This is a genomic window from Pseudomonas sp. SMSB3 (genome assembly GCF_052041965.1).
GTDB lineage: Bacteria > Pseudomonadota > Gammaproteobacteria > Pseudomonadales > Pseudomonadaceae > Aquipseudomonas.
Window position 1 is genome coordinate 43,601 of sequence record NZ_JBKGGV010000015.1, and the last position, 11,801, is coordinate 55,401.

12 protein-coding genes are annotated in these 11,801 nt (G+C 63.8%); 5 read left to right on the top strand and 7 right to left on the bottom strand.

Annotated elements, in window-relative coordinates:
• Positions 1 to 29 precede the first annotated feature (29 nt).
• Together ACLEJW_RS20420 and ACLEJW_RS20425 are read right to left on the bottom strand one after the other, a co-directional pair.
• The gene (locus ACLEJW_RS20420; RefSeq protein ID WP_145190528.1) at positions 30 to 791 is read right to left on the bottom strand and encodes a YdcF family protein; all 762 of its coding nucleotides are present in this window, start codon (positions 789 to 791) and stop codon (positions 30 to 32) included.
• Between the two features lie 132 nt (positions 792 to 923).
• Positions 924 to 1,238, bottom strand: coding sequence for a hypothetical protein (locus ACLEJW_RS20425; RefSeq protein ID WP_145190525.1), 315 nt, complete (start codon positions 1,236 to 1,238; stop codon positions 924 to 926).
• 228 nt (positions 1,239 to 1,466) lie between these two features.
• Between ACLEJW_RS20425 and leuS the strand changes: the two genes are divergently transcribed.
• From leuS to ACLEJW_RS20450, 5 genes are all read left to right on the top strand, one after another.
• On the top strand, positions 1,467 to 4,073 hold the full coding sequence (gene leuS, locus ACLEJW_RS20430; RefSeq protein ID WP_145190522.1) for a leucine--tRNA ligase: 2,607 nt from the start codon (positions 1,467 to 1,469) through the stop codon (positions 4,071 to 4,073).
• A 60-nt stretch (positions 4,074 to 4,133) separates the two neighbouring features.
• The gene (locus ACLEJW_RS20435) at positions 4,134 to 4,739 is read left to right on the top strand and encodes an LPS-assembly lipoprotein LptE (protein ID WP_145190519.1); all 606 of its coding nucleotides are present in this window, start codon (positions 4,134 to 4,136) and stop codon (positions 4,737 to 4,739) included.
• A 36-nt stretch (positions 4,740 to 4,775) separates the two neighbouring features.
• Positions 4,776 to 5,813: a DNA polymerase III subunit delta gene (holA, locus tag ACLEJW_RS20440; protein WP_440778144.1), complete on the top strand. Its 1,038-nt coding sequence runs from the start codon at positions 4,776 to 4,778 to the stop codon at positions 5,811 to 5,813.
• A gap of 92 nt (positions 5,814 to 5,905) precedes the next feature.
• The gene (gene arfA, locus ACLEJW_RS20445) at positions 5,906 to 6,070 is read left to right on the top strand and encodes an alternative ribosome rescue factor ArfA (RefSeq protein ID WP_440778145.1); all 165 of its coding nucleotides are present in this window, start codon (positions 5,906 to 5,908) and stop codon (positions 6,068 to 6,070) included.
• Positions 6,071 to 6,130: 60 nt separating this feature from the next.
• Positions 6,131 to 7,447 (top strand): lytic murein transglycosylase, encoded by a 1,317-nt coding sequence (locus tag ACLEJW_RS20450; RefSeq protein WP_440778146.1) that lies wholly within the window; start codon positions 6,131 to 6,133, stop codon positions 7,445 to 7,447.
• Between the two features lie 32 nt (positions 7,448 to 7,479).
• On the opposite strand, the gene ACLEJW_RS20455 is transcribed toward ACLEJW_RS20450, so the two are convergent.
• From ACLEJW_RS20455 to ACLEJW_RS20475, 5 genes are all read right to left on the bottom strand, one after another.
• Positions 7,480 to 8,418 (bottom strand): S66 peptidase family protein, encoded by a 939-nt coding sequence (locus ACLEJW_RS20455; protein WP_440778147.1) that lies wholly within the window; start codon positions 8,416 to 8,418, stop codon positions 7,480 to 7,482.
• 82 nt (positions 8,419 to 8,500) lie between these two features.
• The gene (gene lipA / locus ACLEJW_RS20460; protein ID WP_027917769.1) at positions 8,501 to 9,517 is read right to left on the bottom strand and encodes a lipoyl synthase; all 1,017 of its coding nucleotides are present in this window, start codon (positions 9,515 to 9,517) and stop codon (positions 8,501 to 8,503) included.
• A 2-nt stretch (positions 9,518 to 9,519) separates the two neighbouring features.
• Entirely contained in the window at positions 9,520 to 10,167 is a 648-nt protein-coding gene (gene lipB, locus ACLEJW_RS20465) for a lipoyl(octanoyl) transferase LipB (RefSeq protein ID WP_440778148.1), read from the bottom strand.
• Positions 10,167 to 10,442, bottom strand: coding sequence for a DUF493 domain-containing protein (locus ACLEJW_RS20470; protein WP_009685832.1), 276 nt, complete (start codon positions 10,440 to 10,442; stop codon positions 10,167 to 10,169). Before ACLEJW_RS20470 ends, lipB begins: the two co-directional genes overlap by 1 nt.
• 72 nt (positions 10,443 to 10,514) lie before the next feature.
• Positions 10,515 to 11,675 carry a D-alanyl-D-alanine carboxypeptidase family protein gene (locus tag ACLEJW_RS20475; RefSeq protein WP_145190501.1) on the bottom strand — a complete coding sequence of 387 codons (1,161 nt, stop codon included), beginning with the start codon at positions 11,673 to 11,675 and terminating at the stop codon, positions 10,515 to 10,517.
• Between the last annotated feature and the right edge of the window lie 126 nt (positions 11,676 to 11,801).

An 11,801-nucleotide genomic window follows, 5' to 3' on the forward strand; every position in this document is an offset into this window, starting at 1 on the left:
CGGCCTTGCCGGGCCGCCCCGGTCTTGACTCAATAGAACAGCCGATAGCCCACCAGCCCCACCGCTTCATTGAGCAATTGCCCGTTCTGCCAGATCGCGCGACTCTCGGGCAGTAGCCCGGCAAATGGGCGAGCATGGTCACGGCCGAGGAAGCCGACCGGCGCCGGCACCACCTCGAAACCGGCGCGCTCGAAGCTCCAGCGCGAGCGTTGCATGTGCCACGCCTGAGTCACCACCACCACGCGGCGTATGCCCAGCGGCTGCAACATGCTGGCGGTGAACTGCGCGTTCTCCCATGTGGTGCGGCTTTCGCCCTCCTGCCATCTGACCGGCACCGCGAAGTCCGCCTGCAAGCGCTCAGCCATCAGCTGCGCCTCGCTGGGCGGCGTACCATAATGCAAGCCGCCACTGGTCAACACTGGCAAACCCGAGGCCTTGGCCAATTGCGCGGCAAAACGCATGCGCTCCAGCGCCAGGGGCGACGGCTGATCAGCGCCCGCCCAGGCCGGATCACCACGCTCGCGCCCGGCCCCGAGCACGACGATGGCGTCGGCGCGACTGGCCAGGCTCGACCACTGGGCAACAGGCAAGGCGACCTCGCTCTCCAGCGCACGCGCACCCTGCTGCACCACCAGCGGCAGGCTCATCAACCACAGGCCGCCCAGGCCCACGGTAAAACACAGCGCCGCCAGACGCGGGCGGCGGTTGCGCAGCCACCACGCCGCGAGCAACAGCACCAGAAACAGCCCGGGCGGCATCAGCCATTGCTTGAGGAAAAATCGGATTGGCATCGGCACACCTCCATCGAAGGCGTGCAGCCTATAGAGAATCGGCGCCGGTCAACAAGTCTGTGGCCGGCGCCGATCGGGTGAAGTGTCATGATGAACCGGCGCGCGCTTGCCTGCGCCTGGCGCCCTGAACGGCTAGCGATGTGGCAGCGTCCTCGATCTTGCCTTGGCGGCGGGGCGTTTCTTGTCCTTGAGCCAGATGATCTTGGCCGTCGTCGGTTCGGCTGCCGGGTAAGCACCGGCGCACGCATTGCGACGCTCCGGAAGCGCTTCCAGGTAGGCCTTGATGACTTCGAACTCTGCATGGCTCAAACCACGCAACTCCAGTTCCGCTGGCATCTCGTCGCGCAACCGCACCGACGTCCTGGCCACTTCCAAGGCCAGGCCAAGACGGTCGATCAGGCGTTCGTAAAGCTCCGGTTTGACTGCTGTTAGCTGCTTCTCTCCCATCCGTTCACCTCATTGAAGATAAGAATATCTCCCCCCACACCTGAGCTTAGCGGCGCTATCAAAAGCAGCCGGATGCTGCGACCAGCGGGCATTCGCAATCAAGGTTTCCCACGATGCGCGGCGCTGCTGTATGCTACGGCGTTCACTCTCAAATGAAGCCGGAGTGCCGGACGCAGCGAGGTTCCGCTGCCTGGAACAAGGTCTCTTCCCTCTCAGCAAAAAGTAGCCATGCACGAACAATACACGCCCCGTGATATCGAAGCCGCCGCCCAGAACTTCTGGGACGAGCAACAATCGTTCGCTGTTACCGAACAGCCAGGCAAAGACACCTACTACTGCCTGTCGATGTTCCCGTACCCGAGCGGCAAGCTACACATGGGCCACGTGCGCAACTACACCATCGGTGACGTGATTGCCCGCTACCAGCGCATGCTGGGCAAGAACGTCCTGCAGCCGATGGGCTGGGACGCCTTCGGCATGCCGGCGGAAAACGCGGCGATGAAGAACAACGTCGCCCCGGCCAAATGGACCTACGAGAACATCGACTACATGAAGACCCAGCTCAAGAGCCTGGGTCTGGCCATCGACTGGGCGCGGGAAGTCACCACCTGCAAGCCGGACTACTACCGCTGGGAGCAGTGGCTGTTCACCCGCCTGTTCGAGAAAGGCATCATCTACCGCAAGAACGGCACCGTGAACTGGGACCCGGCCGACCAGACCGTGCTGGCCAACGAGCAGGTCATCGATGGTCGCGGCTGGCGTTCCGGCGCGCTGATCGAGAAGCGCGAAATCCCGATGTACTACTTCCGCATCACCGATTACGCCGACGAGCTGCTGGAAAGCCTCGACGAGCTGCCGGGCTGGCCAGAACAGGTCAAGACCATGCAGCGCAACTGGATCGGCAAGTCGCGCGGCATGGAAGTGCAGTTCCCGTTCGATCAGGCCAGCATCGGCCATGAAGGCACGCTGAAAGTCTTCACCACCCGTCCTGACACCCTGATGGGCGCCACCTACGTCGCCGTTGCCGCCGAACACCCGCTGGCCACCCAGGCCGCGCAGGGCAACCCGGCGTTGCAGGCATTCATCGACGAATGCAAGAGCGGCAGCGTCGCCGAGGCCGACATGGCCACGCAGGAAAAGAAGGGCATGCCCACTTCCCTGTTCGTGCAGCACCCGCTGACCGGCGAAAAACTGCCAGTGTGGGTCGCCAACTACGTGCTCATGCACTACGGTGACGGCGCGGTCATGGCCGTGCCGGCTCACGACGAGCGCGACTTCGAGTTCGCCCACAAGTACCAGCTGCCGGTCAAGGCCGTGGTGCGCACCAGCGCTGGCGACGAAGTGAGCAGCGAGTGGCAGGCCGCCTACGGCGAACACGGCCAGCTGATCAACTCCGGCGAGTTCGACGGCCTGGACTTCGCCGGCGCCTTCGACGCCATCGAAGCCGCCCTGATCCGCAAGGACCTGGGCAAATCGCGCACCCAGTTCCGCCTGCGTGACTGGGGCATCAGCCGTCAGCGCTACTGGGGCTGCCCGATTCCGATCATCCACTGCCCAAGCTGCGGCGATGTACCGGTCCCGGAAGACCAGCTGCCGGTCACCCTGCCAGAGAACGTGGTGCCGGACGGCGCCGGTTCGCCACTGGCGCGCATGCCCGAATTCTATGACTGCAGCTGCCCGAAATGCGGCAGCGCTGCCAAGCGCGAAACCGACACGATGGACACCTTCGTCGAGTCGTCCTGGTATTTCGCCCGCTACGCATCGCCCAATTACGAAGGTGGCATGGTCGATCCGAAAGCGGCTAACCACTGGTTGCCGGTCGATCAGTACATCGGTGGTATCGAACACGCCATTCTGCACCTGCTGTATGCGCGCTTCTTCCACAAGCTGATGCGCGACGAAGGCCTGGTCACCTCCAACGAGCCGTTCAAGAACCTGCTGACCCAAGGCATGGTGGTCGCCGAGACCTACTACCGAGTGGCAAGCAACGGCGGCAAGGACTGGTTCAACCCGGCTGACGTCGAGGTCGAGCGCGATGCCAAGGCCAAGATCATCGGCGCACGCCTGAAGACCGACGGCCTGCCGGTGGAAATCGGCGGCACCGAGAAGATGTCCAAGTCCAAGAACAACGGTGTCGACCCGCAGTCGATGATCGAGCAGTACGGCGCCGACACCTGCCGCCTGTTCATGATGTTCGCCTCGCCGCCCGACATGAGCCTGGAGTGGTCCGACTCGGGTGTCGAAGGTGCGAGCCGCTTCCTGCGCCGCGTCTGGCGACTGGCCCAGGCGCATGTCGCCCAAGGCCTGCCGGGCAAACTCGATGTCGCCGCCCTGGACGATGCACAGAAGGCCATCCGCCGCGCCATCCACGCCGCCATCAAGCAAGCCAGCACCGACGTGGGTCAGTACCACAAGTTCAACACCGCCATCGCCCAGGTGATGACCGTGATGAACGTGCTGGAAAAAGCCCCGCAGGCCAGCGCGCAAGACCGTGCCCTACTGCAGGAAGGCCTGGAGGCCGTCACCCTGCTGCTGGCACCAATCACCCCGCACATCTCCCATGAGCTGTGGCAGCACCTGGGCCACGATCAGGCGGTCATCGATGCTGGCTGGCCGGCTGTCGATGAAAGCGCACTGGTGCAGGACAGCATCGTCCTGGTGGTTCAGGTCAACGGCAAGCTGCGTGGCCAGGTAGAAATGCCTGCTGCCGCCAGCCGCGAAGAAATCGAAGCCGCGGCCCGCAGCAACGAAAACGTCCTGCGCTTCCTCGACGGCCTTACCATCCGCAAGGTCATCGTGGTACCGGGCAAACTGGTCAACATCGTCGCCAACTGATGGCAACGCCCACCCGCACCGGAGCGGGTGGGCGGTATCGGCCCACAAGGGAGCAACAACATGATCAAACGCAATCTGCTGGTAATGGGCCTGGCTGTGCTGCTCAGTGCCTGCGGTTTCCAGCTGCGCGGCACCGGCAGCAACGAGCTGAGCGTCAAAGAAATGGACGTGACGGCGCGCAATGCTTATGGCCCGACCTTGCAGCAACTGCGCCAGGTACTTGAGCGCAGCGGCGTCGACGTGCACACCGGTGCACCCTATCGCCTGGTCCTGACCAACGAGCAGGAAACCTCTCGTTCGGCGAGCTACACCGGTGGCAACCGCACTGCCGAGTACGAGCTGACCACCACGCTGAACTACAGCATCCTGGGCCTGAACAACCTCGAGCTGCTGAGCGACAAGGTCGAAGTGCGCAAGGTCTACGTACGTGACGGCTCGAACATCACCGGCTCCGAGCAGGAAGCCCAGCGCGCTCGCGAAGAGATGCGCCGCGATCTGGTGCAGTCGATGGTCACCCGCCTGCAGCAGCTGAGCCCGGCCCAGCTCGACGAGCTGCAGCGCAAGGCCGACGAGCGCGCCAAGGCCGAAGCTGCAGCGCTGGAAGCGGCTCGCCGCCAGCAGGCCGAAACGCCACAGCAATCGCCATTGGAAGTCCCGGGCAACTAAGCCCGAACGGGGCACTGCGGTGCCCCGCTATTGCTCATGAAGCTCGCACCCGCCCAACTCAACAAGCACTTGCAAGGCAGCCTGGCGCCGGTCTACGTGGTCAGCGGCGACGATCCGCTGCTGTGCCAGGAAGCGGCCGACGCCATCCGCCAGGCTGCGCGCCAACAGGGTTTCGACGAACGCCAGGTATTCAGCGCCGACGCCAACTTCGACTGGGGCACGCTGCTGCAAGCCGGCGCCAGCCTGTCACTGTTCGCCCAGCGCCGTCTGCTGGAACTGCGCCTGCCATCCGGCAAGCCTGGCGACAAGGGTGCCGCGGCGCTGATCGAGTACTGCAACCGCCCCGCCGAAGACACCCTGCTGCTGGTGAGCCTGCCCAAGCTCGACGCCAGCGCACAGAAAACCAAGTGGGGCAAGGCGCTGGTCGACGGCGCACACTGCCAGTTCATCCAGATCTGGCCAGTGGATGCTCAGCAGTTGCCGCAATGGATCAACCAACGCCTGGCCCAGGCTGGCCTGTCAGCGCAGCGCGACGCGGTCGACCTGATCGCGGCGCGGGTCGAGGGCAACTTGCTGGCCGCCGCCCAGGAGATCGAAAAACTCAAGCTGCTGGCCGATAGCAATCAGATCACCGTGGAAACGGTCCAGGCTGCCGTCGCCGACAGCGCCCGCTTCGATGTCTTCGGGCTGGTCGATGCGCTTCTCAAAGGTGATGCCGGGCATGCCCTGCGCATGCTCGAAGGCCTGCGTGGCGAGGGCGTCGAGCCGCCGGTGATTCTCTGGGCCCTGGCCCGTGAGCTGCGCCTGCTGGCTGGGCTGGCGCAACAGTTCAGCCAGGGCGTGCCACTGGACAAAGCGTTCAGCCAGGCACGACCGCCGGTGTGGGACAAACGTCGACCGCTGGTGAGCAAGGCCCTGCAACGGCACAGCGCGCAACGCTGGGCGCAGCTGCTGCAGGACGCCCAACGCATCGACGCACAGATCAAGGGCCAGGCGCCGGGATCACCGTGGACTGGCTTGTCGCGCCTGGCGCTGTTGATGGCGGGGCAACGGTTGGTCTTGCCTGCCGAGTGATGCTCGCCGGCCGGCCATAAATACAATCAATTGGCCCCACCGCCAGTGGGCCTTTAGAGTCTGCCCGTCGTCCACCAAGCCGGGAACCTGCCATGAGCAAAAAGCCGAAAAAACACGGCCCCAACAAGGCCAAGTCGATCATCGCCCAACCGCTGTTCCGCTGCCGCCAGGAACGCTCCGAGAAAGGCAAAGGCAGCTACCGCCGCGAAGCCTTCCAATCGAGAGATTGGGAGGCTTCTTACTTTTTGGCCGCATGAAAGCATCCCGCGCGCAGGCATGATATGGTCGGCATCTGACCTGCAATTCTGGATCTGTGCATGCTCTTGAGTCCTCTTCCCCGTTGGAAATCCCGCCAGCTGCTCGCGGCCTCCAGCTTCATTCTGCTCGTCGCCTGCGCTGAAAAACCCACCGCTGCCGATGCCCTGCCCTTGGCCCCGGCCAAGCCTGCGCCGGCCGTGACCTTGCCCAGCGCTGCAGCTGACCTCAGCACGGATATCCAGCCGCTGCAGACCTTCGCCCAATGGCAGGCCAATTTCCGCGAACAGGCACTGCAAGCCGGCATCGCTGCGACCACTTTCGACCGCGCCTTCGTCGGTGTCACCCCCGACCTGGACGTGATCAAGGCCGACCGCAGCCAACCTGAATTCTCCCGCCCGGTCTGGGAATACCTCGAAGGCGCCCTGTCGCCGCTGCGCGTTCGCAATGGCAAGAAGTTGCTGGAACAGAATGCCGAGCTGCTGACCCGCCTCGAACAGCGCTATGGCGTCGACCGTCAGGTGTTGGTCGCGGTATGGGGCATGGAGAGCAACTTCGGCCAGTTCCAAGGCAACAAGTCGGTGATCCGCTCGCTGGCGACGCTGGCCTACGAAGGACGTCGCCCACAGTTCGCCCAGGACCAGCTGATCGCCGCCTTGCAGATCATCCAGCACGGCGATATCCAGCCCGAAGCCATGCGTGGCTCGTGGGCCGGGGCCATGGGCCAGACGCAGTTCATTCCCACCACCTACAACACCCACGCCGTGGACTTCGACGGCGATGGCCGCCGCGATATCTGGAATAGCACCCCGGATGCCCTGGCCTCTACCGCACATTACCTGCAGAGCTCTGGCTGGAAACAAGGGCAACCTTGGGGCTTCGAGGTGCAGGTGCCGGCGGGGTTCGATTTCTGGCAGGCCGACGGCTCGCTGCGCAAGCCTGTCAGCGAATGGCTGGCCATGGGCGTGAAGCTGCCGGCGGGCACACAACTGCCGGCCGGTAGCGCCCAGCTGTCTGCAGCCCTGCTGTTGCCTGCAGGTGCGCGGGGCCCGGCGTTCCTGGTCCTGGACAACTTCCGCGCCATCCTCAAGTACAACAATTCGTCGTCCTACGCGCTGGCAGTCAGCCTGCTGGGCGATCGTTTCAGTGGCTGGGGCTTCATTGCCGGCAGCTGGCCGAAGGAAGACCTGCCGCTCAGCCGCAGCGAGCGCATGGAGCTGCAGAACCTGCTCAACAGCCGCGGGCACGAGGCGGGCAATGCGGACGGCATCATCGGTGCCAATACCCGCAAAGCCATTCGCAATGCCCAGCAGGGGCTGGGCTGGCCGGCGGATGGGTATCCGACCCACAAGTTGCTCGAAAGCCTGCGAAGCCAGTGAAATGCCCGGGGGCGCAGCGCGCCCCCGTTCCCTCAGGCCCTGAACAGGTCCTGCTCGAGCAGCAGACGCTGGCCTGCACTGTCCAACCCGACCTTGGCCCCGAGCGGCAGACAGACATTCGGGTCACAATGCCCACTGCGCCACCCGGCCAGCACCGGCACGCCCAGCGGCGCAAAGGTTTCTACCAGCAACGGCGTCAATGCCGCCGTGGTGATTCCGGCGAAATCCCCCACCAGCACGCCCTTGATACCCGCCAGCTTGCCGGCCAGACGCAGTTGCGTCAGCAACCGGTCAACGCGGTACAGCGGCTCGTTGACGTCCTCGATGAACAGAATGCCGCCGTGGGTATCGATCTCAGCCAGCGTGCCCAGGGTCGCGCCGAGCATGGACAGGTTACCGCCGAGCAAGCGGCCGCTGGCAGTGCCTGCCACCACGCACTCAAGGGCGAATGCCGCAGGGTGGACGATCTCGTCACCCTGCCGCATTTGCCCGCTCAGCAGGGCCAGCAACGAGGATTCGGTGGGCGGCAACTTGGCGCCCAACAAATCGGCGTTGAGCATCGCCCCGTGAAAGCTGATCAGCCCAGTATGCTGGTGAATCGCCGTGTGCAAGGCGGTGATGTCGCTGTAGCCAATCAACGGCTTGGGATGGCGAGCGATCAGCTCGAAGTCCAGCCCATCGAGCAAGCGCATGCTGCCATAGCCACCGCGCATGCACAGGATCGCGTCGACCTCGGGATCGGCGAATGCCGCATGCAGGTCTTGCAGCCGCTGCTCGTCGCTGCCGGCCAGATAACCCTGGGCTTGCTGAACACCGGGCATGAGCCGGCAGCGATAGCCGCGCTCGGCGAACCACTGGCCGGCTTTCTGCGCATCCAGGCGCGCTGGCCCGGCCGGTGCGACGACGGCAAAACAGGCATTGCTCGGCAGCGCCTTGGGCAGGCGGGTTTCAGCAGTTTCAGCGCAATTCATCGCAGCTCCTTCGGTGACAGCCAAAACAAAAATGCCGATGCCGCTCTACAGCGCGCATCGGCATGTCCAGCACCCGCGTCGATCAGAGCTTGATCTTGGCTTCGTGGGCCTGCTGGTCAGCGTGGTAGGACGAGCGCACCAGCGGGCCGGAGGCCACGTTCTTGAAGCCCATCTTGTAACCTTCTTCGGCGAACCAGGCGAAGGTGTCGGGGTGCACGAAACGCTGCACCGGCAAGTGGCTGCGCGAAGGCTGCAGGTACTGGCCGAGGGTCAGCATGTCGATGTCATGCTCGCGCATGCGTTGCATCACTTCGATCACTTCTTCGTCGGTTTCACCCAAGCCCAGCATCAGCCCGGATTTGGTCGGTACGTGCGGGACCATCTGCTTGAATTTCTGCAGCAGGTCCAGCGACCAGTCGTAGTCCGAACCCGGGCGGGCGGCCTTGTACAGGCGCGGTACGGTTTCCAGGTTGTGGTTGAACACATCTGGCGGCTCTTGCGCGGTGATCTCCAGCGCCACGTCCATGCGCCCACGGTAGTCCGGCACCAGGGTCTCGAGCTGCACGCCTGGCGACAGCGCGCGGATCTCGCGAATGCAGTCGGCGAAGTGCTGGGCGCCGCCATCACGCAGGTCGTCACGGTCCACCGAGGTGATCACCACGTACTTCAGGCGCAGGTCGGCGATGGCCACGGCGAGGTTTTTCGGCTCGTCCAGGTCCAGCGGCTTCGGCCGACCGTGGCCGACGTCGCAGAACGGGCAACGACGGGTGCAGATGTCGCCCATGATCATGAAGGTCGCGGTGCCCCCGGAGAAGCACTCGCCCAGGTTCGGGCAGGACGCCTCTTCGCAGACGCTGTGCAGCTTGTGCTTGCGCAGCAGCTGCTTGATGCGGTCCACCTCAGGCGATACCGGAATGCGTACGCGAATCCAGTCGGGTTTTTTTGGCAGCTCGTCGGTCGGGATGATTTTCACCGGGATGCGCGCGACCTTTTCGGCGCCGCGCAGCTTCACGCCCGCTTCCACTTTTTTCGGTGCCGGGCGCGCGGTGGCGTCCTGGGTGGGGATCAGGTTCGGCACGGCTTCTTGCACAGTTGTCATATTCAGTCGATTCCGCCCGTGAGGGTCGTCTGCTCAGCGTAGTCGAGGTGCTTGACCAGCTGTCCGCGCAGCCTTGTCCTGACCTCGTCGAGTTCGATCGGACCTGCCAGATCGCGCAGCTGGGTCATGGCCAGCCCCGCATACCCGCAGGGGTTGATTCGGCGGAATGGCGCAAGGTCCATGTCCACGTTCAGGGCAAGGCCGTGGAAACAACGGCCGTTGCGGATTCGCAGGCCGAGGGAGGCGATCTTCGCGCCCTCGACATAGACGCCCGGCGCATCGGGCTTGGCCGACGCCGTCACGCCATAGCTGGCGAGCAGGTCGATCAAGGTACGCTCGATCCGGCTGACCAGGTCGCGTACGCCAACGCCCAGGCGGCGCACGTCGAGCAACAGGTACGCGACCAACTGGCCAGGGCCATGGTAAGTGACCTGGCCGCCGCGATCGGTCTGCACCACCGGAATGTCGCCCGGCACCAGCAAGTGCTCGGCCTTGCCGGCCTGCCCCTGGGTGAAGACTGCGGGATGCTCGACCAGCCAGACTTCATCCTGGCTGTCCGGGGTGCGTTGCTCGGTAAAACGCCGCATGGCGTGCAGCACCGGTTCATAGGGCTGCAGGCCAAGCTCGCGAACACCGAGGCAACGGGACATCAGAGCACCATTTTCACGATGCCGGTGGCACGCAAGGCACTGTTGATGTCGTGTAGCTGGTTTTCGCTTTCGGCGACGATATGCAGCTGCACGGTGGTGTACTTGCCTTCCTTGCTCTGGCGCTCGGCCAGGGTGGAAAGGTCGACCTTGGCGTGCTTGCTGAGGATCTCGATGACCGTGTCCTTGAAGCCGACAACGGTATCGCCGATCACCTTGATCGGATAATCGGCGCAGGGGAATTCGATCTTGTGCGACTTGACGTCAGGTTCGCTCATGGCGGAAACGGCCTCGTAAGCCGTGGCAACAACAACGCCCCCGCAGATCTGCGGGGGCTTGCAGGTCACGTATCAGTTGAACAATCCGTAGAAGAATAGACGGATGCTATCCCACATACGGCGGAAGAAACCACCTTCCTCGACGCCATCGAGGGCGATCAGGTCGGCGCTGTGAACCACGTTCTCGTCCAGTTTGACTTCCACTTTACCGATAACGTCACCTTTGGCGATGGGCGCGGTGAGTTGCGGGTTCAGGGTCATCGAGGCCTGCAGGCGCTTGAGCTGGCCTTTGGGCATGGTCATGGTCAGGTCGTTGGCCAGGCCGGCCTTGACTTGGCTGGTAGCACCTTTCCAGACCGGGGCTTGGGCGAGCTCGGTGCCCTTCTGGTAGAAGGTCTGGGTTTCGAAGAAGCGGAAACCGTAGGTCAGCAGCTTCTGCGTTTCGGCGGCACGCGATTGCTCGCTGTTGGTCCCGAACACCACGGCGATCAGGCGCTGGCCGTCTCGTACGGCCGAGGCCACCATGCAGTAGCCGGCTTCTTCGGTGTGGCCGGTTTTCAGACCGTCGACGGTCTTGTCGCGCCACAGCAGCAGGTTGCGGTTAGGCTGCTTGATGTTGTTCCAGAAGAACTCTTTCTGCGAGTAGATCGCATAGTGAGCCGGGTCGATGTCGATGATCGCACGGGCCAGCAAGGCCATGTCATGGGCCGACGAGTAGTGCTCGGGGTTCGGCAGACCGGTCGGGTTCATGAAGTGGCTGTTGGACATACCCAGGTCGGCAGCGGTCTTGTTCATCATGTCGGCGAAGGCATCTTCGCTGCCGGCGATGTGTTCGGCCAAGGCTACCGAGGCGTCGTTGCCGGACTGGATGATGATGCCATGCAGCAGGTCGCTGACAGTTACCTGGCTGCCAACCTTGATGAACATGCGCGAACCGCCGGTACGCCAGGCATTTTCGCTGACGGTGACCGGGTCGTTCTCGCCGATCTGGCCACGACGGATGTCGACGGTGGCGATGTAGGCGGTCATCAGCTTGGTCAGGCTGGCGGGTGGCAGACGCTCGTCACCGTTGTTCTCGACCAGCACGTTGCCGCTGGACGCGTCCATGAGTACGTAGGACTTGGCGGCCAGCTGCGGAGGGGCAGGCATCATCTGCTCGGCTGCGAAGGCAGCAGGTGTGAGCATCAGCAGTACGGGCAGGCAAAGTCGTTTGGCAAGGTTGGTGATGTTCATCCGTCTCTCGAAAATCGCTAATGGTCTGATGTTCCCTGGGCCACGTCGTGTACCCAGCGCCAGTCAGTCTAGTTTTTACGGCCATCGGCCTGGCCCAAAATGTGCGACGAGATGCCGCTGCGGGCA